Annotated in this window: 24 protein-coding genes and 3 tRNA genes; 22 read left to right on the top strand and 5 right to left on the bottom strand. The window is 52.7% G+C overall.

Annotated elements, in window-relative coordinates:
* Positions 1 to 30 precede the first annotated feature (30 nt).
* Both ACT3XD_RS10260 and ACT3XD_RS10255 read left to right on the top strand, forming a co-directional pair.
* A complete protein-coding gene (locus ACT3XD_RS10260; protein WP_018918621.1) occupies positions 31 to 1,320 on the top strand; it encodes a YeaH/YhbH family protein in 1,290 nt (429 codons plus the stop codon).
* 21 nt (positions 1,321 to 1,341) lie between these two features.
* Entirely contained in the window at positions 1,342 to 2,904 is a 1,563-nt protein-coding gene (locus tag ACT3XD_RS10255; RefSeq protein ID WP_192538756.1) for a SpoVR family protein, read from the top strand.
* Between the two features lie 70 nt (positions 2,905 to 2,974).
* Here the strand turns inward: ACT3XD_RS10255 and ACT3XD_RS10250 are convergent, their stop codons facing one another.
* Positions 2,975 to 3,289 (bottom strand): high-potential iron-sulfur protein, encoded by a 315-nt coding sequence (locus ACT3XD_RS10250; RefSeq protein WP_192538755.1) that lies wholly within the window; start codon positions 3,287 to 3,289, stop codon positions 2,975 to 2,977.
* A gap of 241 nt (positions 3,290 to 3,530) precedes the next feature.
* Between ACT3XD_RS10250 and ACT3XD_RS10245 the strand changes: the two genes are divergently transcribed.
* The gene (locus tag ACT3XD_RS10245; protein WP_018918618.1) at positions 3,531 to 3,806 is read left to right on the top strand and encodes an Lrp/AsnC family transcriptional regulator; all 276 of its coding nucleotides are present in this window, start codon (positions 3,531 to 3,533) and stop codon (positions 3,804 to 3,806) included.
* A 203-nt stretch (positions 3,807 to 4,009) separates the two neighbouring features.
* On the top strand, positions 4,010 to 4,873 hold the full coding sequence (locus tag ACT3XD_RS10240; protein ID WP_192538754.1) for a DNA/RNA non-specific endonuclease: 864 nt from the start codon (positions 4,010 to 4,012) through the stop codon (positions 4,871 to 4,873).
* A gap of 316 nt (positions 4,874 to 5,189) precedes the next feature.
* Here ACT3XD_RS10240 and ACT3XD_RS10235 read toward each other — a convergent pair.
* The 3 genes from ACT3XD_RS10235 to ACT3XD_RS10225 form a co-directional block, all read right to left on the bottom strand.
* Positions 5,190 to 5,276: transfer RNA gene (locus tag ACT3XD_RS10235), tRNA-Leu, on the bottom strand.
* 40 nt (positions 5,277 to 5,316) lie between these two features.
* Positions 5,317 to 5,403: transfer RNA gene (locus tag ACT3XD_RS10230), tRNA-Leu, on the bottom strand.
* A 69-nt stretch (positions 5,404 to 5,472) separates the two neighbouring features.
* Positions 5,473 to 5,559: transfer RNA gene (locus ACT3XD_RS10225), tRNA-Leu, on the bottom strand.
* A gap of 245 nt (positions 5,560 to 5,804) precedes the next feature.
* On the opposite strand from ACT3XD_RS10225, the gene rnr reads away from it, so the two are divergent.
* From rnr to ACT3XD_RS10180, 9 genes are all read left to right on the top strand, one after another.
* Complete coding sequence (rnr, locus tag ACT3XD_RS10220) at positions 5,805 to 8,207, top strand: ribonuclease R (RefSeq protein WP_192539163.1); 2,403 nt, start codon at positions 5,805 to 5,807, stop codon at positions 8,205 to 8,207.
* Between the two features lie 2 nt (positions 8,208 to 8,209).
* Entirely contained in the window at positions 8,210 to 9,031 is an 822-nt protein-coding gene (gene rlmB / locus ACT3XD_RS10215; RefSeq protein WP_192539164.1) for a 23S rRNA (guanosine(2251)-2'-O)-methyltransferase RlmB, read from the top strand.
* A gap of 199 nt (positions 9,032 to 9,230) precedes the next feature.
* Complete coding sequence (rpsF, locus tag ACT3XD_RS10210; protein WP_018918613.1) at positions 9,231 to 9,623, top strand: 30S ribosomal protein S6; 393 nt, start codon at positions 9,231 to 9,233, stop codon at positions 9,621 to 9,623.
* A 33-nt stretch (positions 9,624 to 9,656) separates the two neighbouring features.
* Positions 9,657 to 9,884, top strand: coding sequence for a 30S ribosomal protein S18 (rpsR, locus tag ACT3XD_RS10205; protein ID WP_009097135.1), 228 nt, complete (start codon positions 9,657 to 9,659; stop codon positions 9,882 to 9,884).
* A 12-nt stretch (positions 9,885 to 9,896) separates the two neighbouring features.
* The gene (locus tag ACT3XD_RS10200; protein ID WP_192539184.1) at positions 9,897 to 10,748 is read left to right on the top strand and encodes a hypothetical protein; all 852 of its coding nucleotides are present in this window, start codon (positions 9,897 to 9,899) and stop codon (positions 10,746 to 10,748) included.
* A gap of 15 nt (positions 10,749 to 10,763) precedes the next feature.
* Complete coding sequence (rplI, locus tag ACT3XD_RS10195; RefSeq protein WP_018918611.1) at positions 10,764 to 11,210, top strand: 50S ribosomal protein L9; 447 nt, start codon at positions 10,764 to 10,766, stop codon at positions 11,208 to 11,210.
* 260 nt (positions 11,211 to 11,470) lie between these two features.
* Positions 11,471 to 12,856 carry a replicative DNA helicase gene (dnaB, locus tag ACT3XD_RS10190; RefSeq protein ID WP_192539165.1) on the top strand — a complete coding sequence of 462 codons (1,386 nt, stop codon included), beginning with the start codon at positions 11,471 to 11,473 and terminating at the stop codon, positions 12,854 to 12,856.
* A gap of 69 nt (positions 12,857 to 12,925) precedes the next feature.
* Positions 12,926 to 13,219 (top strand): hypothetical protein, encoded by a 294-nt coding sequence (locus ACT3XD_RS10185; RefSeq protein ID WP_018918609.1) that lies wholly within the window; start codon positions 12,926 to 12,928, stop codon positions 13,217 to 13,219.
* A 146-nt stretch (positions 13,220 to 13,365) separates the two neighbouring features.
* On the top strand, positions 13,366 to 13,668 hold the full coding sequence (locus ACT3XD_RS10180; RefSeq protein WP_192539166.1) for a DUF6482 family protein: 303 nt from the start codon (positions 13,366 to 13,368) through the stop codon (positions 13,666 to 13,668).
* 67 nt (positions 13,669 to 13,735) lie between these two features.
* Here the strand turns inward: ACT3XD_RS10180 and ACT3XD_RS10175 are convergent, their stop codons facing one another.
* A complete protein-coding gene (locus tag ACT3XD_RS10175) occupies positions 13,736 to 14,152 on the bottom strand; it encodes a thiol-disulfide oxidoreductase DCC family protein (protein WP_192539167.1) in 417 nt (138 codons plus the stop codon).
* A gap of 213 nt (positions 14,153 to 14,365) precedes the next feature.
* Here ACT3XD_RS10175 and hemH point away from each other — a divergent pair, with 213 nt between their 5' ends.
* The 9 genes from hemH (at position 14,366) to ACT3XD_RS10130 (ending at position 23,399) form a co-directional block, all read left to right on the top strand.
* Positions 14,366 to 15,448 carry a ferrochelatase gene (gene hemH, locus ACT3XD_RS10170; RefSeq protein WP_192539168.1) on the top strand — a complete coding sequence of 361 codons (1,083 nt, stop codon included), beginning with the start codon at positions 14,366 to 14,368 and terminating at the stop codon, positions 15,446 to 15,448.
* Positions 15,449 to 15,754: 306 nt separating this feature from the next.
* Positions 15,755 to 18,106, top strand: a complete 2,352-nt coding sequence (locus ACT3XD_RS10165) for a putative monovalent cation/H+ antiporter subunit A (RefSeq protein ID WP_192539169.1) — start codon at positions 15,755 to 15,757, stop codon at positions 18,104 to 18,106.
* A complete protein-coding gene (locus ACT3XD_RS10160; RefSeq protein WP_018918604.1) occupies positions 18,099 to 18,530 on the top strand; it encodes a Na+/H+ antiporter subunit B in 432 nt (143 codons plus the stop codon). The genes ACT3XD_RS10165 and ACT3XD_RS10160 overlap by 8 nt, the downstream gene beginning before the upstream one ends.
* Before the next feature lie 18 nt (positions 18,531 to 18,548).
* Complete coding sequence (locus tag ACT3XD_RS10155) at positions 18,549 to 18,896, top strand: Na+/H+ antiporter subunit C (RefSeq protein ID WP_018918603.1); 348 nt, start codon at positions 18,549 to 18,551, stop codon at positions 18,894 to 18,896.
* Positions 18,893 to 20,494 (top strand): Na+/H+ antiporter subunit D, encoded by a 1,602-nt coding sequence (locus tag ACT3XD_RS10150; RefSeq protein WP_192539170.1) that lies wholly within the window; start codon positions 18,893 to 18,895, stop codon positions 20,492 to 20,494. The genes ACT3XD_RS10155 and ACT3XD_RS10150 overlap by 4 nt, the downstream gene beginning before the upstream one ends.
* Positions 20,491 to 20,964 carry a Na+/H+ antiporter subunit E gene (locus ACT3XD_RS10145; RefSeq protein ID WP_192539171.1) on the top strand — a complete coding sequence of 158 codons (474 nt, stop codon included), beginning with the start codon at positions 20,491 to 20,493 and terminating at the stop codon, positions 20,962 to 20,964. The genes ACT3XD_RS10150 and ACT3XD_RS10145 overlap by 4 nt, the downstream gene beginning before the upstream one ends.
* Complete coding sequence (locus tag ACT3XD_RS10140) at positions 20,964 to 21,233, top strand: monovalent cation/H+ antiporter complex subunit F (protein WP_018918600.1); 270 nt, start codon at positions 20,964 to 20,966, stop codon at positions 21,231 to 21,233. The genes ACT3XD_RS10145 and ACT3XD_RS10140 overlap by 1 nt, the downstream gene beginning before the upstream one ends.
* On the top strand, positions 21,226 to 21,630 hold the full coding sequence (mnhG, locus tag ACT3XD_RS10135) for a monovalent cation/H(+) antiporter subunit G (protein ID WP_018918599.1): 405 nt from the start codon (positions 21,226 to 21,228) through the stop codon (positions 21,628 to 21,630). The genes ACT3XD_RS10140 and mnhG overlap by 8 nt, the downstream gene beginning before the upstream one ends.
* A gap of 350 nt (positions 21,631 to 21,980) precedes the next feature.
* Positions 21,981 to 23,399, top strand: coding sequence for a DASH family cryptochrome (locus ACT3XD_RS10130; RefSeq protein WP_192539172.1), 1,419 nt, complete (start codon positions 21,981 to 21,983; stop codon positions 23,397 to 23,399).
* Positions 23,400 to 23,488 lie beyond the last annotated feature (89 nt).

Below are 23,488 nucleotides of genomic sequence, written 5' to 3'. Positions count from 1 at the left end.
GCAAAGACTCTTGGCGGTTAGGGAGGTCGTATGACCTACTTTATTGATCGAAGGCCAAATGCAAAGCATAAAAGCGCGGTTAACCGGCAGCGCTTTTTGGAGCGCTATCGTAAGCATATCAAGCGCTCGGTCGAGGAAGCTGTTAACCGGCGCTCGATTACCGATATGGAGCGTGGTGAAAAAATCTCCATTCCGACCAAGGATATCTCTGAGCCGGTGTTCCAGCATGGCCCTGGCGGGGCGCGCAATATTGTCGCGCCGGGTAATAAAGAGTTTTTGCCGGGAGATAAAATCCGCCGCCCAGGCGGGCAGGGTGGCGGGGGCGGCGCTGGTGAAGGTAGTGCTTCCAATCAGGGTGAAGGGGACGACGAATTTGCGTTTACGCTTAGCCGGGAGGAGTTTTTAGAGTTTGTCTTTGATGGTCTGGAGCTTCCTCATCTGCAGCGCAAACCGCTTAAGTCGTTGGAAGAAATCAAAATGGTGCGTGCAGGGCTTTCCAGAGATGGCGTGCCTGCGCGTATCAGCATTACCCGCTCCATGCGGGAAGCCTACGCAAGGCGTATTGCCATGCGGGCACCCATCAAACGGGCACTAAAAGAGGCCCAGCAAGCCTTGGAGGACGAAGAACGTAAAGACACCGTGCTGCGTAATCCAGCGCGTATTGTCGAGCTTAAAGCCGAGATCGAACGCCTGGAGAAGCGTATTGAGGCCGTGCCGTTTATTGATACCTACGATTTACGTTATCACCAGCTAAGCGCTCAGCCGCAACCTTCAAGCCAGGCAGTGATGTTCTGCGTCATGGACGTTTCCGGCTCAATGACGCAAAACCACAAAGATATCGCCAAGCGTTTTTTCCTGTTGCTGTATCTGTTTCTGGAAAAGCATTACGAAAAAGTGGAGCTGGTGTTTGTGCGCCACCATACCGCCGCAAGGGAGGTCAGCGAGGAGGAGTTTTTCTATTCACGAGAAACGGGAGGCACGATTGTTTCAAGCGCGCTGACGCTGGTGAATAAAATTATTCAGGCGCGTTACCCAGCCGAGAAGTGGAATCTTTACGTGGCGCAGGCCTCTGATGGAGATAATTGGGATGATGACTCCAATACCTGCCGCGATTTGCTGATTAAACAATTGATGCCGCAGTTGCAGTACTACGCCTATGTGGAGATTACCCCCCATGACCATCAATCGCTTTGGCATGAATATCAGAGCGTAGCGGAACACTTTCCAGAACGCTTTGCGATGCAGCAAATTGTCGGAGCCGGCGATATTTATCCCGTGTTTCGTGAGCTGTTTAAACGCCGCTTAAATCAAGCGCGTTAACCGCGTATTGAGGAGTGCGCCATGAGTGCGTCCCAAAAGCCCATAGCGACGGGTTCTGACTGGAACTTCAATGATCTTGAGCGCTTTAACGATAAGCTCGCCGCGCTTGCCGATGAGTACCGTCTGAACACCTATCCCAATCAAATTGAAGTGATCACCACCGAGCAAATGATGGATGCCTACGCCAGTGTGGGGATGCCGGTGGGCTATCACCACTGGTCGTTTGGTAAACAGTTTCTGGCCGTCGAGCAGGCTTACAAGCGTGGTCAGATGGGCCTGGCCTATGAGCTTGTCATCAATTCCAACCCCTGCATCGCCTACTTGATGGAAGAAAATACCTTAATGATGCAGGTGTTGGTGATGGCCCATGCCTGCTACGGGCATAACTCCTTCTTCAAGGGTAATTACCTGTTTCGCACCTGGACCGATGCCGAATCGATCGTCGACTACTTGGTATTTGCGCGCCAGTACATTGCCCAGTGCGAAGAGCGCCATGGCGTACATGCCGTTGAGCAACTGCTGGATGCGTGCCACGCATTGCAAAACTACGGTGTGGATCGCTATAAACGCCCTTCGCCTATCTCCGCGGAAGAGGAAGCCAAGCGCCAGGATGAGCGTGAAGCCTACTTGCAGACACAGGTAAATATGCTGTGGCGCACGATTCCTGAGCTGCCCGGCAACGCCACGCCGCTACCAGGCAGCCTACACAGTGATGATGATCCGCTAGGGTTACACAGCGGTGGCAACTATCCGCCGGAACCTCAGGAAAATCTGCTGTATTTTATTGAAAAAAACGCGCCACTACTGGCCCCGTGGCAGCGGGAGATGGTGCGCATTGTGCGCAAGCTGGCGCAATATTTTTATCCCCAGCGCCAAACCCAGGTAATGAATGAGGGTTGGGCGTGTTTCTGGCATTACACGCTGATGAATCGTCTCTATGACGAGGGCGATGTCGATGAGGGCTTAATGCTGGAGTTCTTGCAGTCCCATGCGGCGGTGATCAATCAGCCTGATTTTGATAGCCCTTATTACAACGGAATTAACCCTTATGCGTTGGGGTTTGCCATTTTTATGGATATCAAACGGATCTGCGAGGCGCCGACGGAGGAAGATCAGCAGTGGTTTCCGGATATTGCGGGAACACCCTGGCGAAGCACGCTTGAATTTGCCATGTGCAACTTCAAAGATGAATCGTTTATCCAGCAGTATTTATCGCCCAAAGTGATGCGCGATCTTAAGCTGTTTTTAATTGTGGATGATGATCAAGTCGAGACGCTTGTCGTGGGGGCTATTCACAACGAGCAGGGCTATCGCCGAGTGCGTGACGCGCTTTCCACTCAGTATGCGCTTTCAGTTAAAGAGCCAAATATTCAAGTGGTTGAAGCGGCTATTCGGGGTGACCGCTCCCTAACGTTGCACCATATACAGGATAGCCGACGCCCGCTTGGCCGCAGTGTTTACCCGGTAATCCGCCATTTGCATGAGCTTTGGGGGTTTCCCGTGCGATTGGTTTCTATGGATGAAGGGCGCGTAACGCATCGCTATCGTTGGCCGGTAGAAGAGGAGAGCAAAGACAAACCTTAAGGGATATCAAGCCCTGCATTGGGCAGGGCTTTTTTAAGCTAACCATGGTCTTAAGTGGATACTGGTTACATTAACCTTGAGCGACCCAGGATTGACACCAGCCGCCTGGGGCAACGCTATGTTCAGGGAAAAGTTGGCAGCCCTGAGTATCGGCGGTGTAGAACATGCAGTTATCACAGCGCTCACCAGCTTCGTAAGCGGGATGGTCGCTGGCATTACTGGCATCTTCGACATAATTCAGCGCTTGGGCGCTGGGCGCGGAAGGGTCAAGACGTGGCAATGACTGAGCAAATGCCGTTTTCGATAGAATACCGATACCTAAGGGTAAGCCTACCAAACCCAATACACTGCTACGTATAAAATGACGACGGCTCTGGTTAGCCATGATTTCTCCTGTAGATCACACTCACAAATAGGTCACGGGAACGGGTGATAAGCCACCTCTTGTTAGCTTTTTTAGCTGAGCCTCCCTATGACAGCTATTACCGCGAGATTATCCCTGCCATGCTAGCCAATGGTAACGTTATACGCGACTCGTCGAATAGCCCGCCCGAGCTGCGGATTACATTAGGCCTGTTATACTCCACTCTCTTTTTCGTATCACTTACATTTTTAGTGAGGACGCCATGCAAAACGCAGTTATTTTAATTAATACCGAAAAAGGCCAGGTCAAAGCAGTGGCTGAGCGTTTAGCGGACGTGGAAGGTATCAGCGAAGTGTACTCGACCTGCGGGCGTTACGATCTTGTGGCGATTGCCCGTACCCGGGATTTTGAAAGCCTCGCTGAGCTTGTCACCGAGCGCCTTAATGAAGTTGAAGGTATTAGCGATACAGAGACGCTCAATGCCATGCAGGTACACTCACGCCATGACCTGGAAACCATGTTTTCATTGGGTTGGTAACCAGCGACTAAGCGCTTTATAAAATTAAGGTGTGTCGACGCTTTACTCACGTGTGCTGAAGCGTCGACATACTCTGGTCGGCACATGCCCTTGTGCATGGCTTCGATGTAATAAGAATGACGCCTCTTGAGTGCTGACTGAGGCCATCGCTGCGCTAAATGGTGAGGCGGATAGAAAAATTAAAGAGTAGGGAGTAGGGGAGCTTGGGAAGATCACTTCTGCGCTTGCGTCGCCAAGGCCGACGTTTGGGCGTTGCCGTGCTGTTTGTTGCCGCCGGGGCTGGCTTATGGGAGTTTCAGGAACGCCAGTACCAAGATGAGTATACCTGGATGGGGGTTCCTACCTGGGATGGTTTTCAGCTGACGACGTTCCACCGCGTATTACGCAATGATGGCTTTTTAGTCGGCTGGTCGGATGTGCGCGTTAATCCGCTATGGGTAAGCTACCAGCTCAAGGCAGTACCTGACGATACTCGAATTGGCCCGCGGCCGAATTTTCAGGCTGATTGGCGAACGCTTTGGCCGGTGGGGACAGATAACTATTCACACAGTGGTTATGACCGCGGCCATATGGCGCCTAACTACGCGATCGCCGCCGTGCATGGGCGTGATGCGCAGATTGATACCTTCCAAATGAGCAATATGTCCCCACAGCTACCTAATCTCAACCGTCAGCTCTGGCAGCGTCTGGAAGAGTCGGTGATGGATCACTTCGCACCGCGTTTTGATCATTTGCAGGTCATCACGGGCCCCATCTTTCCTGAACACTTTATGGATAACGTGTTTAACCGAGTAGGCTTTGTCGAAGTGCCTGAGGCGTTCTATAAAATTATCGTTGCCCCGCATAACGAAGCCCCGCTGGCGCTTGCGTTTATTATGCCGCAGGACGTGCGTGGCAATGAGCCGCTGGATGATTATCTGGTGACGATTGATGAAATAGAGGCGCGTACAGGGCTTAACTTTTTCCCAGACCTAAAGCCGGAAATAGAAGCGGTGCTGGAAAGCGAGCTGCATACCCAAGGGTGGGCATTAGAGGAGATCGCCCGGCGACCAGGGCGGTTTCAGTAAGCTTGGATAAAGCAGCAATAGCGTATGGTCGGGAGCACGATCTTAAGTTTTAGATCTCTCTCCCGCTACAGCTGTAAAGCGCCATTAATAATCAGACGATAAGCCGAGCATGGTCAGTGCCAATACGTTAAGTATGCACGTAAATAGAAAAACATAAGGGGGGGAACAAAAGGGGATGAACAAAAGGGGATGAACAAAAGGGGATGAACAAAAGGGGATGAACAAAAGGGGATGAACAAAAGGGGATGAACAAAAGGGGATGAACAAATAGGGGAATATCTAGAGATAATGATGCGGACGGCAACCATCTATCTAATGGTGCCCAGGAGAGGACTTGAACCTCCACGTCCATACGGACACTAGCACCTGAAGCTAGCGCGTCTACCAATTCCGCCACCTGGGCGCATCATTTATTACTTATAGCACATCTATTTGTGTTCGTATGGTGCCCAGGAGAGGACTTGAACCTCCACGTCCATACAGACACTAGCACCTGAAGCTAGCGCGTCTACCAATTCCGCCACCTGGGCGAACACAAATGTCTTACTCAACTACTGACTCGGTTAAGTCGACTATAAAAAAGCTGACATAACAAAGTATGGTGCCCAGAAGAGGACTTGAACCTCCACGTCCATACGGACACTAGCACCTGAAGCTAGCGCGTCTACCAATTCCGCCATCTGGGCAAGTGGCGCGTATAATACGCGGGTCGCGATTAAATGCAAGACCAGTAAGCTAATTTTATAGTGTAAATCGCAGAATTGCTGTTCAAGGTGGTTGGGTCATGGATCATGCAGCGCTATACTGCGGGTATGACCAAACATAACGTTAATTTTTTCAGCCTAATAATTGCTGAAACCCATCAAACGCAGCTGATGTCTGCTGCTTTTTTTGTCCGCCTCCCGCAAACGCCATTAAGGATGTCGATCGCATGAAGTATTGGACGTTGAGTGATGATCCGCACGCTGAGCGCGAGGCGCAAAAATATGATAATCCGGCACCTAGCCGTGAATATTTGTTAGCTGCGCTTGAGACCTACGGCAAGCCGATTACTCATGAAAACATGAGCCGTATGCTGGGCATCGAGGATGAAGATCATCTTGAGGCCGTTCGTCGCCGTATGGCAGCCATGGAGCGTGACGGCCAGGTGCTGCGCGATCGTCGCGGTGCTTATGCGCTGATCGATAAGCTTGATCTGATCAAGGGCAATGTCCTGGGGCATCGGGATGGCTTCGGGTTCTTGATCCGGGACGATGGCAAAAAGCCTGACCTGCTGTTGCCGCCACGCCAAATGCGTCGCGTATTCCACGGCGACCATGTTCTGGCGCGTGTTAGCGGCACCGACCGGCGTGGACGCGATGAAGCGACGATTGCCGAGGTGATTGCCCGCAATACGCAAACTATCGTCGGGGTATACCGGAGCAATACGCCTGAATTCGGCATATTGATTCCTGAGAATCCGCGTATTACCCAGGAAATCATCATTCCGCACAGCGCCAGTGCTGGAGCAAAAGATGGCCAGGTAATTTCGGCCAGAATTGTTCAGCAGCCTGCCACACGCGTACAGCCTGTGGGTGAAGTGATTGAGGTGCTGGGCGAGCGTATGGACCCGGGTATGGAAATCGATATTGCAATTCGCAGTTACGATATCCCGGCCGAGTTTCCGCCTGAAGTATTGGATCAAACCAGCGGTATTTCCGCTGAAGTGCTGGAAGACGATAAACAGCACCGTGTTGACCTGCGGGATATTCCGCTGGTGACGATCGATGATGAATCCGCCAAGGATTTCGATGACGCCGTGTGCGCGTGGAAAACGAAATCGGGCAGCTGGAAACTGTTGGTTGCCATCGCTGACGTCTCACACTATGTGCGTCCAGGTACAGCGTTGGACAATGAAGCGCGCATACGAGGCAACTCGGTGTATTTCCCGGGGCAGGTGGTGCCGATGTTGCCGGAGCTTTTATCCAACGGCCTCTGCTCACTGAATCCGCACGTAGATCGCCTGGTCATGGTTTGTGAGATGAATATCTCCAAGACCGGCGCGATCAGCCGCTACTCTTTCTATGAAGCGGTTATGAATTCTCACGCGCGCCTCACCTATAACAAGGTGGCGGCGATGCTTGATAACGAAAGCGAAGACGGTGCAGCTCTGCGTGAAGAGCACAAAGCACTGGTCAAGCCGTTGAATGACCTTCACGAGCTTTACCACTTGCTGCGTGAGGCGCGTAACGAGCGTGGGGCGATTGATTTCGATACCACCGAAACGGCGATTATCTTTAATGAAGAGCGCAAAATCGACAAGATCGTGCCGCGCAGCCGTAACGATGCGCACAAGGTCATTGAAGAGTGCATGCTGGCGGCTAACGTAGCGACCGCACGTTTCTTGGACAAGCACGACCTTCCCGCACTGTATCGGATACACGAGCGGCCAACGCCTGAGCGATTGGACAAGCTGCGCCTGTTCTTGAACGAACTGGGGCTTTCTGTGGGGGGCGGAGACCTACCTACGCCCCAGGATTATCAGGCGCTACGCGAGGCGATCAAGGATCGCCCCGACGCCGATATTATCCAGACGGTCATGCTGCGCTCCATGAACCAGGCCGTTTACTCGCCGCAGAATGAAGGCCACTTCGGGCTGGCGTATCAGGCCTATGCCCACTTTACCTCGCCGATTCGTCGTTATCCTGATCTGCTGGTTCACCGCGCGATACGGTCGGTGATCCGTGGTCCGCGTCAGACCAATACGGTAATACGCGTTGAAGGTGCCCCGGTCGATCCACCGAGCAAATGGTGCCCTTATACGTTTGAGCAGATGCTCGAACTTGGCGAGCACTGCTCAATGACCGAGCGCCGTGCCGATGAGGCCACGCGCGATGTCGAGAGCTGGCTCAAGTGTGAGTTTATGTCTGACAAGCTGGGCGAAACCTTTGAAGGAACAATCGCATCGGTTACCCAGTTTGGTCTGTTTGTGCGTCTGGATGCGTTTTATGTCGAAGGCCTGGTTCACGTGACCTCGCTGCCGTCAGACTACTACCACTACGAGGCCGAGAAGCATCGCCTTAAAGGTGAGCGGACGGGCACTACGTATCGACTGGGCGACGGTTTAACCGTGCAGGTTGCCCGCGTTGATATGGATGATCGCAAGATTGATTTCAGCTTGACCGACGATAAGCCTCGTCCGCGTCGTCAGCCGCGTAAGCGCCGCAGTGGCGATACTAATGAAGCGGCTGCGCCCAAGGGCGATGCGGCACCTAAGAAAGATAAACCAAAAGATAAGCCACCCACGCGTCGCGGCCCACGGCGTACGCGTCAGTCATCACCGAAGAGAGGTTGAGCATGAAGTCAGCGTCGTCTCGACGTGGCCCGCGCACTATGGCTCGTACTACGGCTCGCTCTACAGTGCGCACGCCTGATGGGCTGGACCAGGTGTATGGCGTACATGCTTTGCAAAGCTTGTTAGAGCGGGGCGAGACCCCGCGTGAGCTTTGGGTGCAGCAGGGTGCAGGCAGCCGTTTGGCCGAAGTGGTAGAGCAGGCGCAAGCGCGCGGTGCGCGTATTAAAGAACAGCCCCGCGACTTGCTGGACCAGCTAACTCAAGGGGCCGCTCACCAGGGGGTAGTGGCATTTTGTCCGCCGCTAACGCCTGAGGGTGAAGAGTCGTTGTGGTTGAAACTGCGCGCCTGGAAGGCCGAAACGCCTCCGCTACTGCTTGTGCTTGATGGCGTGACCGACGTTCACAACTTTGGTGCCTGTTTGCGCAGTGCCGATGCGGCGGGTGCGCACGGTGTGATTGTGGCTAAAGATAAAGCGGCGCCGCTCAATGCCACGGTGCGTAAAGTAGCCTGTGGCGCGGCTGAAGTCGTGCCGGTTTATCAAGTAACCAATCTGTCGCGCACGCTCGCCAAACTAAAAGATGCTGGCGTATGGATTACAGGTACAGCCGGGGAAGCCGATGCCAGCATCTATGCTATCGATATGACCGGACCTACTGCGCTCGTGATGGGAGCAGAAGGGAAGGGGATGCGACGCTTAACCCGTGAAGCATGCGATAACCTGGCCAAGCTGCCCATGGCAGGTCAGGTTTCAAGCCTGAATGTCTCGGTGGCTACGGGTATTTGCTTGTTTGAAGCTGTACGCCAACGCCAGCTTGCAAGTTAGCCGCTTGCCCACTAGAATACCTGCGCCCGTTTGTCTACAAGCGGGCACAGGTTTTTAAACAGTAGTTCTGCTTAATGCCTTAGCTGCCGCTTAGCGGTAAGTTGGGTGCATTTCACAGTTAACTCCTTGCTTCCCTGTCGTCGTTCTTCGCTTACTGCGGGTACACACACCGGAAGCTGTCAAACCGCAAGGAGATCCTATGCGTCATTATGAAATCGTATTTATGGTCCACCCGGATCAGAGCGAGCAGGTGCCGGCTATGGTCGAGCGCTATACCAGCATCGTTACTGAAAACGCTGGTACCGTGCATCGCTTGGAAGATTGGGGCCGTCGTCACCTGGCTTACCCGATCAACAAGATTCACAAAGCCCACTACGTGCTGATGAACGTTGAATGTACTGGCGAGACGCTCGAAGAAATCGAGAACATCTTCCGCTTCAACGATGCCATCATCCGCAGCCTGGTTGTACGCTGCAAGGAAGCGGTTACCGAAGCTTCCCCGATGATGAAACCGGCAGAAGAGAAGCGTCCGCGTCGCGAAGACAAACCGCGCGCTGATGCCGACTCTGATTCAGAAATCGAAACTGCCTGATTCTATCCACTGCACGTTTTAAGGAGCTAATCCATGGCACGTTTTTTCCGTCGCCGTAAGTTTTGCCGCTTCACTGCTGAAGGCGTCAAGCAGATCGATTACAAAGATCTCGACACCCTGAAGGCTTACATCACCGAAACTGGCAAGATTGTTCCGAGCCGTATCACCGGCACTAAAGCACGCTACCAGCGTCAGCTGGCGACTGCTATCAAGCGTTCGCGCTACCTGGCGCTGCTGCCCTACTCCGATAGCCACCAGTAAGCGTTTAACGTGATGCTGGCACTGGCAAGATGGCTAATGCGAGGGCTGCCTTACGCCGCAGGCGGGGCAGCGCTGGCAACGCTGGTGCCTTGGTTGTTCTGGTTAGGTGCAGCCATTGCGGCGTTAGTGACCCTGCGTAAAGGCTTCGCGCCTGCACTACCGGTCATCATCGCCGCTGCGTTACCGGCAGGTTTTTGGTGGGCGCAGGGCGACGTTATTCCGCTTACCAGCGTATTGCTGGTAACGCTGATGGCGACGGTCCTGCGTGAAAGGATGCGTTGGAGTGAAGCATTGCTTGCGGGCACATTAGTGGCGGCGGCAATGGTACAGTTCGGCATCTTTAGCCCGCCTGGCGGTATGGAGCTGATGCTTGAGCAACTGCGACAAGGTTCTTCGGACGTTGATCGCATGCTCACGGAGCTGGCTAGCCAAGGGTACGATACTCAAATGCTTGCCTCCATTGTGGTGGGTGGTGTTACGGGTCTTGTGGTTTTGGTCGTAGCTATCGCATGTTTGGCCCTGGCACGAAGCTGGCAGGCGGGGTTGTACAACCCGCACGGTTTTCGTGAAGAGTTTCATGCCTTTAGACTCACACCAAAAGAGCTTGCCGTACTAGCGGTACTCGGTGTGGTTGGCATGATGCTGGGGGCGCATTCGGTGGCGGTGCTTGGCTGGATTCCGCTATTGGTTGCTGGCATCGCGTTAGTGCATGGTTATATTGGATTAAAGGGGATGAACGGGCTGTGGCTAGTGGCATTTTATGTGCTGCTGATCACGACCTGGCCCACGATTCTCATTGTGCTGCTGTTGGGGCTGATTGATACATTCGCGAACATTCGCGCACGCCTTGCCCGCGGCAACTGACAAGAGGTTTACGAGATGGAAGTCATTCTGCTCGACAACATTGGTAAGCTGGGCGGCCTGGGTGACAAGGTCACTGTTAAGCCTGGTTATGGTCGTAACTACTTGGTGCCTTACGGTTTAGCCGTACCGGCCACTAAGGAAAACGTTGAAGCGTTTGAAGTACAGCGTGCTGAGCTTGAAGCTCAAGCCGCTGAGCGCAAGGCAGAAGCCCAGGCGCGCGCTGAACAGCTGAACGACATCGAACTTTCTCTGGTGTCTAAAGCTGGCGACGAAGGTAAGCTGTTTGGTTCTATCGGTCCGCGTGACCTGGCCGACGCTATTTCCTCTGCTGGCATCGATGTTGCCAAGAGCGAAGTACGTATGCCGCAAGGCCCGATTCGCCAAACTGGCGAATACGACATCGCCCTCCACCTGCATGCAGAAGTGGACGCCGTTGTTCGCGTGGTAGTTGTCGCAGAGTAATACCTGCTACCGCTATTAACGCCACAAAGGGCGCGGGATTTCCCGCGCCCTTTGTTATTTATAAGCGGGTTATTTATGAGCGGGTTATTTGTATGCGGTTATTTGTAAGAGGTTATTGCTAAGCAGCCAGGTGATTTCAAGTAACGTTGGCTGCTTGGCAATAACGCTTAATGCAACGACCTGAAGGTGGTTGTAAACGGTTTGTCCGATTAAAATAGTGGCCTTTATTGGCTATGCTGCACTGTTGAAAGGAGCTCGCGATGGACCAGCCTTCTGCTGATCAGGAAACGGCAGCCCTAAAGCTGCCGCCGCATTCGCTGGAGGCGGAGCAGTCGGTGTTGGGCGGGCTTATGCTGGATAACCAGGCCTGGGATAATGTTTCGGAGCGCCTGGTAACCGATGATTTCTATCGCTATGAGCACCGGCTGGTGTTTAACGTGATGATTCATCTGGCTGAATCTGGGCAGCCGCTTGATGTCATTACGCTGTCAGAAGCGTTAGAAGCGCGTGATCACCTGGATACCGTTGGCGGCTTGGCGTTTCTGGCAGAGCTTGCCCGCAATACGCCTTCGGCCAGTAATATTCGCGCCTATGCTGATATCGTACGAGAGCGGGCGACGCTAAGAAAATTGATTCGTGCGGCGAACCAGATCGCCGAAAGTGCTTTTTCGCCACAAGGGCGGCCTGCCGATGAGCTACTTAACGAAGCAGAACGGTTAGTCTTTCAGATTGCCGAGGAGCGCCCTAAAACGGGCGGGCCTATCGGTATGAGTGAGCTTTTGACCAAAGCGGTTGACCGTATCGATGAGCTGTTCAACCTTAAAGGCGAAATGACCGGGCTTTCGACCGGTTTCCGCGACTTGGATGAAATGACCTCGGGGTTGCAGCCGTCAGACTTGGTGATTATTGCCGGGCGTCCGTCAATGGGTAAAACTACGTTCGCGATGAACCTAGTGGAGCACGCCGTGATTGCCAGCGACAAGCCGGTCATGGTGTTTTCCATGGAGATGCCTGCGGAATCGCTAATGCTTAGGATGCTGTCCTCGCTTGGGCGTATTAACCAGACGCGTGTACGCTCCGGCCAGCTGGAGGATGAGGATTGGCCGCGGCTAACATCGGCGGTCAACCTGCTTAAAGACAAACAGCTATTTATTGATGATACAGCCGCGCTCTCGCCCAACGAAATGCGCTCGCGGTTGCGCCGTATTGTGCGCGAGCATGGCAATATGGCGTTGGTCATGATCGATTACCTTCAGTTGATGCAGATCCCCGGGTTTTCTGAAAACCGTACCGGTGAGATTTCGGAAATTTCGCGCTCGCTCAAGGGCTTGGCGAAAGAGTTTAACTGCCCGGTGGTGGCACTTTCCCAGCTTAACCGCTCGTTGGAGCAGCGCCCCAACAAGCGTCCGGTAATGTCGGATCTGCGGGAATCAGGCGCCATCGAGCAGGATGCCGACGTTATTGCCTTCGTCTATCGTGATGAGGTATATAACCCAGATAACCCGGATAACCAGGGTATTGCTGAGCTGATCATCGGTAAACAGCGTAACGGTCCTATCGGCGCGGTACATATGGCATTTATTGGTAAATATACCCGCTTTGAAGATTTGGCCCCCGATAGCTATGGTGAGGCTTTCGGCGATTAGTGGGGGGCAGGGTGGAAGCCAGCTCTTATCGAACACAGAACACAGCAACACACAGAACGGGAGTAACACATGGCAGGTGGTTTTCGGCGTGGTAATCGTCAGCGTCTTCCTAAACTTGAAGGACGTGGCGAGCTTCAGGAGTTGGAGAAAGAGGGCCCCTTTAAAGAGTGGCTGGGGATGCCTGACCTTTATCGCTATTACCTGGTGGTAGAGGGGCAAAAGTATAGTTACCAAACAGAAGATGCCGATTTGCCAGTGGCGGTAGGCGATAAAGTGGTGTTTCGCTACAAAGAAACCAAAGCGGGTAACTGGATTGACCGCAATTCGCTAGGTAAGGCGATTGATCCCTCAGAGTACCAGTAACTCAAGTATCTAATTACGCGAATAGTCTGAAACTCTCCTGAAAAGTTGCCGTCTTAGCCAATAGGTGCCAAGGTAAAGGTAACAGGAATGTAATAGGGCCCAGTCATGCTGTGCCCTATTGTTGTATCCAATAATAGGAGGGAACCATGGAACTGATCGCGCTTAAACAGTTCGTCGAAAGCCACGATAACTTTGAAATTCGCGTCATTACGCATTCAGGTAGTCGTTTTTATCAACTTGAGCTCGAAGATGTAGAAGGTGAACGGCACATGCTCACCCAGCGTGGTAAGCCAATGCTGTTTCGCTCGTTAGACGATGTATATCTGGAGCTAAAGCGCGCCGGCATTCATCGTGCGTATCTGGTTCAGCATGTGCCGCAGGACGAGATGATCGGCAGAGACGCGCATTACAGTGAGCCGTTAACAGCACGTATGCCGCTGGTTTTCTAAAAAAACGCTAAGTCGCAGAGATTGTCTGTCGAATTAGCCCTCATTAACAGTAGTTGTAGTTGTAATATTAGTTGTAACGCTCGTTGTCACGTTTGCTGTAATGTTTTTCCCACCACTGCCCAAGCCTTATTCGGCGACGGGCAAAGAAACGGTAGCCTGCATTCATTACGCCTCGCAGGCCCGGTAAGCAAGAAAGTTTTACCAGCCGCCGGTAGCCTAGCGTTGCATACAGGGCCCGGCTGGCATCCATGCCCACATACCAGTTTCCCTCGTTATCCCGGACATGTAGCTGCCCCATTAGGGTGTCGAACGAATAGCCCGTTTCAGCGGCATCAAAATCCACTTTTCGAATATCTATCAACCGAATATGTTTGCGATTCGGATGCTTGTTTAGCCACTCAACCTCTATTCGACAAAACGGGCATTGACCATCGTAATAGAGCGTGACAGGCGGCGCAGTGTTAAACAGTTGAACATCGCTCATTAAAACCTCTTTAGATAACCTTGCACTAAACGATAGGTAGAAGCGCTTCTGGTGTGTCGTCCATGGAAGAGTATTAGCTGCGGTGTAAAACGATAGACACGAATTAGTCGGGGATTATACAAATAGCGTTGATAGTATAACTTTATGCCGCAACTTTGCCGAAAAATGGTAAGATTTTGACTATTCAACCGTAGTTTTCCGGGAGTAAGCGTAATGACCGAGAGCGTTGTAATCGACCAGCCGGGAGAGGGGCGCCTGGCGCATGCCTCAGGTGATCATCCTGGCGTACCTCGCGCAAAGGTGGGCGTAGTGGTGGCTAACCTGGGAACGCCTGATGCCACTGATTATTGGTCAATACGGCGTTATCTGAGTGAGTTCCTCTCGGATAAGCGGGTGGTGGATTATCCTGATTGGAAATGGCAGCCGCTGCTGCAACTGATCATTTTAACCAAACGCCCCTTTTCTTCGGGTAAAGCGTATAAAAGTATTTGGAACAATGAGCAAAACGAAAGCCCATTGCTCACCATTACCCGGGCTCAAACGGTGAAACTGACCGAACGTTTAAAAACGCTTTATGGCGACAGTGTCGAAGTCGATTTCTGTATGCGCTACGGCAATCCTTCCACTAAAAGTGTGTTGAACCGCATGAAAGAGAAGGGTTGTGAGCGTATCGTTTTCTTCCCGCTCTACCCTCAGTATGGCTCGCCGACGACGGCTACCGCCAACGATCAGGCGTTTCGCACTTTGATGAAGATGAAATGGCAGCCGGCTATTCGCACCGTGCCTGCCTATTTTGATCGCCCTGTCTATATACAGGCCTTGGCCAATTCCGTCACCGATATGTATGCCCAACTCAAAACGCGGCCTACCAAGTTGGTGGCGAGTTACCACGGGGTTCCCAAGCGTTATTTAATGGAAGGGGACCCTTACCACTGCCACTGCCAGAAAACCACGCGGCTACTGCGCGAAGCGCTGGGTTTCAGCAAAGAGGAAGTGGATACCGCGTTTCAGTCGCAGTTTGGGGTGGAAAAGTGGGTGGGTCCGCCGACTGTTGAACATGTCGCTACGCTGGCTAAACAGGGTCATAAACATATCGCTATTTTATCGCCCGCCTTCTCTGCTGATTGTGTTGAAACGCTTGAAGAAATTCAGGAAGAAATCCGCGACAGCTTTATGGCCGCCGGTGGGGAAACGTTTAGCTATATCCCTTGTTTAAATGACCGGGATGATCATATAGACGCTTTGCTTAGCGTGATTAATAACGAGCTTTTGGGATGGCTTCCGTTGCCTGAGTAAGTGATTGAACAGGGCGGAAAAACATAACAATAAGCACGCTATCTATTTGATTTCGCTTAAAGGTTGTCTGGCAACTCGCTGCTGTCTGTTATAGAGTCTACGACTTTATGATCACTTGTATTTGACGTTTAACGCGATCAAAAAAGTACTTATGGCGAGTAAAAAGTCAGGGGCCTTTACGTTTTAAATGCATCAGAAGTGGTTACGAGTAGAAGACAGGGATAACGTCATCTGCTCGCCGTGAGAGGACCCGTACGCCCATAGTACCCGCCTCGTGCGGGGCTGTTACCCAGGAGATATCGCTAGATGCAATTCGCCGTTTTAATGGGGTTTGTATTGGCCGCGCTGGCACCGTTAATGCAGCGCTGGTTTGCAGACCGTACGAGTCTGGTATTAGCCATTTTTCCTGCCCTGATCGCCACGTGGTTATTTGCTCAGGCGCCCACGGTAATCAATGACGGCCCGATGCTAATGGAATGGCAGTGGGTGCCTTCACTGGGTATCAGTCTCACCTTTATGCTGGATGGGTTGTCGTTACTCTTCGGCCTATTAATCTCTGTTATTGGCACATTTGTGCTTATTTATGCAGGGAGCTATTTAAAAGGCCACCCGGATATTGTGCGATTCCACATAGCCTTGCTGGCTTTTATGGTTTCCATGTTGGGGCTGGTATTAGCCGATGGTTTGGTCACCCTATTTATTTTCTGGGAGCTGACCAGTGTTACATCCTATCTGTTGATCGGTTTTAACCACACCGATATCCAGGCACGCAAATCAGCGCGCCAAGGGCTTTTTGTCACGTTTGCGGGCGGGCTTGCCCTAATGGCCGGGCTTGTATTGCTGGGCGTCTCCAGCGGTGAATGGTCATTGACCGATATCCGAGGGATGGAAGCCGATTTACGCGAGCATGCCCTTTATACGCCGATGCTCATTTGCCTGCTGTTGGGTGCCTTTACCAAATCTGCCCAGTTTCCGTTTCATTTCTGGCTGCCTAACGCAATGGCGGCACCGACACCGGTGTCGGCCTATTTGCACTCCGCTACCATGGTAAAAGCGGGTATTTACCTGATGGCAAGGCTTCAGCCTGAGCTGGGCGGCACGGCGCTTTGGATCAGCGTGCTTTCTGTGGTGGGTGCTACTACGCTGCTGGTTGGCGCATTCTTGGCCATTCATCATACTAATATTAAAAAGCTGTTGGCTTACTCAACCATTATGGCGCTCGGCACGTTGACCATGCTGCTGGGCATAGGTACTGAGTACGCCATGACGGCGTTTGTAACCTTTCTGCTCGCTCACTCCTTGTACAAGGGTGCGCTGTTTATGGTGGCGGGTATTCTCGATCACGAAACCGGTACCAAAGATGTTACCGCCATGGGCGGGTTAAGACCTTTGATGCCGGTGACGGCCACCATTGCCCTGGTGGCGGCATTATCGCTTGCCGGCGTGCCGCCTTTACTTGGCTTTATTGGTAAAGAGCTCAAGTTTGAAGCGGTGCTTGGCGCAGGGGATTTTCAGGGCTTATTGGTCGTCTTCGCATTTGTTAGTGCTATTTTAACCATCGCTGTGGCAGCGATTGTTGCGTTACGCCCTTTTTATGGTAAACGTCATGAAACGCCAAAAGTACCGCATGAAGCGCCCTTCGGTATGTTAATGGGGCCTGCGTTGCTAAGCGTAGGCTCGCTGGTCTTTAGCCTGGCGCCCGCGACGTTTGGTGTTGATTCCCTTTTAGCGTCCGCCGCAAGCGCGGTGGCAGGAGAGCCCAGAGACGTTGCGCTGTCACTTTGGTACGGCGTTAATTGGGCGTTAATAATGTCAGTTATCAGCCTGGGACTGGGGTTACTGCTCTTCAAGTATTGGGACAACATAAGAGGCAAGCTTATATTGTTGGCACCTGCCATGCGCTATGGCCCTGAAGCTGGCTATGAAGGCTTATTAAATGGCGTGGTGCAATTCTCTGAATGGCAAACGCGCGTGCTGCAAAACGGCTATATGCGTAACTATATCTTGGTCATGCTGGTGGTTTTGATCATCCTGATTGGTAACTCCATTCTGCTGCGCCATTCTCCTTTATTCGCTTTTGATCTTGATGTGCGGTTCCACGAGGTCATTGTAGTGGGCACCATGGTGATGGGGGCTCTATTTGCCACGGTTACCCGCTCGCGCCTGGGCGCTGTGGTGTCCGTGGGCATTATGGGGTTCTCGATTGCCCTCATCTTTATTCTTTTCAGCGCGCCTGACCTGGGGATTACGCAGCTTCTGGTCGAAACGCTCACGGTTATTTTGCTGGTCTTGGTGCTATTTAGGCTACCGCGCTTCTCGCACCTTTCCACTCCGCTTGAGCGCATCCGTGACGGCTCGGTGGCCGCAATAATGGGTATTCTGATTTTCCTGTTGATCATGACCGCCTGGAGCATTGATCAGTTTGAGTCCATTTCTACCTACATGATCGAAAATAGCGCGCCGCTCGCCTATGGCCGCAATATCGTTAACGTGATTCTGGTCGACTACCGTGCCTTGGATACCTTGGGCGAAATGTTTGTACTGGCCCTGGCTGCTATCGGGGTGATCGCCATGCTTAAGCTGCGCCACGAGCCGGAAAGCCCCAAAACAGCCGTCGAAGGCAGCAAGTCAGATATCAAGGAGCCGTACGATGGTTAAGTCAGGGACGATCATTCTTAATACGGCTGCGCGGTTTTTAATGCCCTTGCAACTGATGTTCTCGGTATTTTTGCTGTTCCGAGGGCACGATGAGCCGGGCGGTGGATTTATCGCCGGGCTAGTGGCAGCGGGGGCGTTCACGCTGTATCTGCTGGCTTTTGGGGTTAGTGCCACCAAGGAAGTGCTGCGCATGGTTGACCCGCGCGATCTGATTGGCGTGGGTCTATTGCTGGGTATCGTTTCCGTGGTTCCGGCCTGGTTCATGGGTCAGCCGTTCTTGACGGCCCAGTGGTGGACTATTCCGGTGATTGATTTCAAGGCTTCGACGCCGCTAATTTTCGATATCGGTGTTTATCTGTCGGTATTGGGGTCGGTAATCGGCATGGTCATGGCGCTGATGGAGGTGGACAAGGATGAGCCATAAGTTAACAGGAGTACGCGCATGGAACCGTTAATGGCTTTAGCGATTGGCGTGATGTATGCCACCGCCATCTTTATGATGCTGCGACGCTCGATCGTAAAGCTGGTCATTGGACTGCTGCTGCTTTCCAATGCCGCCAACCTGCTGATCTTTACCACGGCAGGCATGACGCGGGGCGCGCCTCCGTTGATTCCGGAAGGCATGCTACAGCCTGTTGGCGAGGTGGCCGATCCGCTGCCCCAGGCGGTTGTACTGACCGCCATCGTGATCGCATTTGGGGTGCTGGCGTTTGCAGTCGTATTGATTCGCCGTGCCTATGAAGTGGTCAAGGCCGATGATCTGGACAAGATGAAGGATACCGATACGTGAGGCCTGAAGTTGCTCTTCCCATTCTTTTGCCCCTACTTTCGGGGGCCGTTTCCTTGCTTTTCTGGCGCTCGCGTCCCATGCAGCGGTTTCTTGCCGTTGCCGGTAATCTTGCCCTTTTGGTCGCCTGTGTGTGGTTATTTGCAGCCACGCTTTCCGAAGGCTACATCACCATGCAGATGGGGAGCTGGCCTGCGCCGTTCGGGATCACGCTGATCGCCGATGTGCTGAGCGCCGTCATGATTCTGATGACCGGTATCATAGGTCTGGCTATGGGCATCTACTCGCTGGCAACCACCGGCCACGGACATGAAAAGTTTGGCTATTACCCGCTGATGCACCTGTTGCTCGCCGGGGTGGCGGGCGCCTTTCTGACCGGTGACCTCTTCAACCTTTACGTATGGTTCGAGGTTATGCTGGTGGCGTCTTTTGCGCTGCTGATTTTAGGTGGCGAAAGGGCGCAGATGGAAGGCGCGATCAAGTACGTTACCCTGAATTTGCTGGCCTCGGTTATCTTCCTTTCGGCGGTTGGTCTGCTATATGGCACCGTGGGTACGCTGAACATGGCGGATATCGCTCTGCGAATCGATATGGTCGAGCACGCCGGTATGGTTGAAGTGCTGGCAGTAATGTTCATGGTGGCCTTTGGAATCAAGGCGGCCGCGTTTCCGCTGTTTTTCTGGCTGCCAGCTTCCTACCATACGCCGCCCGTAGCGGTTTCCGCGCTGTTTGCCGGTCTTCTTACCAAGGTGGGGGTCTATGCACTGTTTCGTGTATTTACTCTGATATTTGATCAGTCCATGGGTTACCTGCAGGACATCATGCTCTGGGGGGCAGTGCTGACCATGGTAACCGGCGTGTTGGGGGCTGCGGCGCAGTACGAGTTCCGGCGTATTCTCTCTTTCCATATTGTCAGCCAGATTGGCTATATGATTCTGGGACTCGCGCTTTACACGCCCTTGGCGATTGCCGGTGGCGTGTTTGCCATCATGCATAATATCGTGGTCAAGACGAACCTGTTCTTGATTAGCGGGATTACCCACCGCCTGCAGGGCACCTATCAGTTGAAGAAGATGGGCGGGCTTTACAAAGAGCGCCCTTGGCTTGCGGTCGCCTTCTTTATCTCAGCCTTTTCACTTGCCGGGGTACCGCCGCTTTCGGGCTTTTTTGCCAAGTTCGTGATCGTGCGGGCGGGCATTGAGGCCGAAGCGTATGTGGTGACCGGTATTGCATTGGCGGTGGGTCTGATGACGCTCTATTCCATGGTCAAGATCTGGAATGAGGTATTCTGGAAAGGCCTGCCGGAGGAGAATCTTGTGCCGGTATCCGCCGCGCCAAGCGGCGACGACGGCCGCTTGATCAAGCCAAGCCTGTGGATGATGTATCTGCCGGTGGTTGTGCTGGCGCTGTTTTCACTTTTAATTGGTATTTTTGCCGAGCCGATCATGCTGGTGATGAATACCATCGGTGATCAGCTGTTTGAGCCGGACGGCTACATTGAGGCGGTGCTGGACGTTGCAGCCAATGCCCAAGAGGCACTGCTGAATGCAGATGATCCTCAAGCCGAAATGGACACGAGTGGCGGGGAGGGTACTCCATGACCGGTGCTATCTGGAACCTGCTGCTAGGGTTGGCGTGGGTGTTGCTGAGCGGCGACTTTACCGGCTTGAATCTGCTGGTTGGGATGGTATTTGGCTATATCGCCCTGGTGCTTATTGAGCCGCAGGTAAACGCGCTCAAGGGATATCCGGCGCGCATACCGCTGATTATCCGCTTTCTGGGATTTTTCATGAAAGAGCTTGTGCAGGCTAACCTGCGCGTTGCGTTTGATATTGTAACGCCGCCCTGGCACATGCAGCCGGGGGTGATCGCCATGCCCCTCTCAGCACGCACGGAAATGGAAATCACCATGGTCGCCAACTTGATTTCATTAACCCCTGGAACGCTGAGTTTGGATGTCTCCGATGATCGCAAGGTGCTCTATATACATGCCATGTTCCTGGATGATGAAGAAGAACTGCGGCGCAACTTGAAAGAAATGGAGCATCGAGCCCTGGAGTTATTTCGCTAATGGATACGGTTCTGTTAATTAGTCAGGTCATTATGGGGCTGGCGCTTATACTGACCTTTGTGCGCGTAGTGCGCGGCCCAAGCCTGCCTGATCGCGTGGTAGCGCTTGAGCTGTTTTCCACCACGGTAGTCGGGCTGGTGGGCGTTTATGCAATTCAGTCAGGCGTTGCAAGTTTTCTGGATGCCGCCATTGTGATTGCTCTAATGGGTTTTTTAGCCGCCATCGGTTTTGCACGCTTTTTGGAACGCGGAGGGCCACGCGATGATTGAAGCAATTAAAGGCGCACTTCTGCTGACGGGCTCTTTGTTTATGCTATTGGCAGCGGTTGGCTTATTACGTTTACCGGATCTTTTAACGCGTATGCATGCAACCACCAAGGCGGCGGCATTAGGCGTTATTTTAATTATGCTGGCGGCGGCCATGCATTTTTCAGAGGTTGGCGTAGTGGCCCGCTCGTTCGCGGTGATTGTCTTTATCCTGATGACCGCACCGGTAGCAGCACATGTTATTGGTCGGGCGGGCTATTTTGTTGGCTCACGGCTTTGGAGCGGTACGGTTAAAGATGAGCTGCGCCCTAACTATGACCCGCTGACCCATGAATTGAAAAGCGGCCTGGAAACCTATGAGAATGCTAAGCGCCAACCACGCGCAACTGATCCGGACTAATGGCTTCAAACGCTAATGATTTTTTAAGTATGAACCTTAACAAGCCACCGCCAAGGTGGCTTTTTTTACGCAGTATTTCGGTGGGATGACATTGAATTTAAAAAATATCCTTATGTACAATAATTGTACTGTATAAGTTATGATGTCTACGTTTTTGATTCGTCAAGCACATTTAAAACCCTATTAAGTGCAGGCGTTACCCGTAATATTTAACGCATTAAATAGGCGTTTAAAGTAATACCCACGCTTAGCTTCAATAGAAGATAAGTGTGCTGCTGGAATCTGTGCGCTATTGCAGTAAGCGCTGCGGCTATGAAACCAGCAGCAAAGCATGCCGAGGAGGCAAGAGCATGAACAGCACGATTGATATTGTCTGGCTGCAAGACGATTTGCGTGTCGCAGATAACCCCCTGCTCCAATTCACCTCAAAACCTGATCAGCTTCTGTGTCTTTATGTACTTAATGAAAAGTGGCTGGAGCCTGCGATAGAAGGGGAGACCACGCCCCGAATAGGCCCCGCCCGGTTGCGGTTTTTATGGCAAAGCTTAATGGAATTACGCGGGGAGCTTTTACAGCGAGGAAGTGACCTGCTGGTACGTATTGGTAACCCCGCTGAGGTTGTCGTGCAAATGGCCTCTTCGCTTCAGGCCCGGGAAGTCCGAGTAGCGCAGCACGCAGGGTTTGAAGAAGCTCAGCAGATTCAGAAAGTAGCCCAAATGCTGCCTAAAACGTCGAGCCTTTATAGCGTTGAAAGTGGGCGTCTGTTCGATAGCGCCGCACTTCCGTTTGGGCTTGATGAGCTGCCGGAAAGCTTTTCTGCCTTTCGGCGCTGCGTGGAAAAATATTGCACTACTCCTAAAGCGCTTGCCGCGCCCGTGACGCTGCCAGGCTGGCCAGATGCTTCTCGTGGTTTCCCACCGTTAAAATCAGTCTGTGAGTACTCGGCCAACTGGCAACCCGATGAGCGCCAGGGCTTTGTGTATGTTGGCGGTGAGAATGCTGCCCATGAGCGTTTGCAGCACTATATTTGGCGCCAAAATGGTCCTGGCAAATATAAGAAAACCCGTAACGGTTTATTGGGTGCCGACTTTTCGACGCGGTTTTCTCCCTGGCTGGCTCGCGGCTGTTTATCGGCGCGTCAGGCAAATGATGCGGTTAACGATTGGGAGGCACTGCATGGGCGCGACGAATCGAGTAACTGGATCTCGTTTGAGCTTTTATGGCGTGAGTACTTTCATTTAGTTGCACAGTTGGAAGGTGCCAAGCTCTTTGGGGAGCAGGCCCTCCCGGCACCTTGTTCAGCGTTTAACGCCTGGCGTGAATCGGCAACCGGCATGCCTTTTGTCGATGCGGCCATGTTAGAGCTACGCCAAACGGGCTGGATTTCCAACCGTGCACGTCAAAATGCAGCAAGCTTTCTAGTCAAAGATTTAAACGTTGATTGGCGACTGGGCGCCTGGTGGTTTGAGCACTGCTTGATTGATTATGATGTAGCTAACAATTGGAGCAACTGGCGCTATATTGCGGGCGTTGGACGTGATCCACGCCAGAACCGCTATTTCAACGTGCTTAAGCAAGCCAGTCATTATGATCCGAAAGGCCTATATGTGGCTTACTGGTTGCCAGCTCTGAATTCGCTTCCTTATGGGATTGAGCGCCATCAGCCGTGGTGTAGCGCGCCAGCCCAATTTGCCGAGCCTTGCGTAATGCCCGAGGAGTGGCAGCGCTGGCTCATCGCACGCACTGAACTGGAAGAAGCCGACGAGTAAAGCATGGCAATAAGGGCCTGCGGGAATTAGAGAGAAAGGCTAGTATCTGCCTATTTTCTAGGCCATCATCAGGCATGCTAAGGACTGCT

Origin of the sequence: Halomonas sp. AOP7-B1-5 (assembly GCF_052353045.1) — a bacterium.
In the GTDB taxonomy this organism is placed as follows: Bacteria; Pseudomonadota; Gammaproteobacteria; order Pseudomonadales; family Halomonadaceae; genus Vreelandella; species Vreelandella colorata.
Note: the sequence above shows the minus strand (reverse complement) of the source record. Positions and strands in the feature narration are given on the sequence as shown.

Excerpts from the sequence above, each read along its gene's own strand:
- ACT3XD_RS10245 (WP_018918618.1), top strand. The coding sequence starts at position 3,531 with ATGCAAAACGCAGTTATTTTAATTAATACCGAAAAAGGCCAGGTCAAA.
- ACT3XD_RS10130 (WP_192539172.1), top strand. The coding sequence starts at position 21,981 with ATGAACAGCACGATTGATATTGTCTGGCTGCAAGACGATTTGCGTGTC.
- ACT3XD_RS10200 (WP_192539184.1), top strand. The coding sequence starts at position 9,897 with ATGCTGGCACTGGCAAGATGGCTAATGCGAGGGCTGCCTTACGCCGCA.
- rnr (WP_192539163.1), top strand. The coding sequence starts at position 5,805 with ATGAAGTATTGGACGTTGAGTGATGATCCGCACGCTGAGCGCGAGGCG.
- ACT3XD_RS10185 (WP_018918609.1), top strand. The coding sequence starts at position 12,926 with ATGGCAGGTGGTTTTCGGCGTGGTAATCGTCAGCGTCTTCCTAAACTT.
- ACT3XD_RS10260 (WP_018918621.1), top strand. The coding sequence starts at position 31 with ATGACCTACTTTATTGATCGAAGGCCAAATGCAAAGCATAAAAGCGCG.
- ACT3XD_RS10140 (WP_018918600.1), top strand. The coding sequence starts at position 20,964 with ATGGATACGGTTCTGTTAATTAGTCAGGTCATTATGGGGCTGGCGCTT.
- dnaB (WP_192539165.1), top strand. The coding sequence starts at position 11,471 with ATGGACCAGCCTTCTGCTGATCAGGAAACGGCAGCCCTAAAGCTGCCG.
- ACT3XD_RS10145 (WP_192539171.1), top strand. The coding sequence starts at position 20,491 with ATGACCGGTGCTATCTGGAACCTGCTGCTAGGGTTGGCGTGGGTGTTG.
- ACT3XD_RS10165 (WP_192539169.1), top strand. The coding sequence starts at position 15,755 with ATGCAATTCGCCGTTTTAATGGGGTTTGTATTGGCCGCGCTGGCACCG.
- ACT3XD_RS10255 (WP_192538756.1), top strand. The coding sequence starts at position 1,342 with ATGAGTGCGTCCCAAAAGCCCATAGCGACGGGTTCTGACTGGAACTTC.
- rpsF (WP_018918613.1), top strand. The coding sequence starts at position 9,231 with ATGCGTCATTATGAAATCGTATTTATGGTCCACCCGGATCAGAGCGAG.
- ACT3XD_RS10160 (WP_018918604.1), top strand. The coding sequence starts at position 18,099 with ATGGTTAAGTCAGGGACGATCATTCTTAATACGGCTGCGCGGTTTTTA.
- rpsR (WP_009097135.1), top strand. The coding sequence starts at position 9,657 with ATGGCACGTTTTTTCCGTCGCCGTAAGTTTTGCCGCTTCACTGCTGAA.
- mnhG (WP_018918599.1), top strand. The coding sequence starts at position 21,226 with ATGATTGAAGCAATTAAAGGCGCACTTCTGCTGACGGGCTCTTTGTTT.
- ACT3XD_RS10180 (WP_192539166.1), top strand. The coding sequence starts at position 13,366 with ATGGAACTGATCGCGCTTAAACAGTTCGTCGAAAGCCACGATAACTTT.
- rplI (WP_018918611.1), top strand. The coding sequence starts at position 10,764 with ATGGAAGTCATTCTGCTCGACAACATTGGTAAGCTGGGCGGCCTGGGT.
- ACT3XD_RS10155 (WP_018918603.1), top strand. The coding sequence starts at position 18,549 with ATGGAACCGTTAATGGCTTTAGCGATTGGCGTGATGTATGCCACCGCC.
- ACT3XD_RS10175 (WP_192539167.1), bottom strand. The coding sequence starts at position 14,152 with ATGAGCGATGTTCAACTGTTTAACACTGCGCCGCCTGTCACGCTCTAT.
- ACT3XD_RS10250 (WP_192538755.1), bottom strand. The coding sequence starts at position 3,289 with ATGGCTAACCAGAGCCGTCGTCATTTTATACGTAGCAGTGTATTGGGT.
- rlmB (WP_192539164.1), top strand. The coding sequence starts at position 8,210 with ATGAAGTCAGCGTCGTCTCGACGTGGCCCGCGCACTATGGCTCGTACT.
- hemH (WP_192539168.1), top strand. The coding sequence starts at position 14,366 with ATGACCGAGAGCGTTGTAATCGACCAGCCGGGAGAGGGGCGCCTGGCG.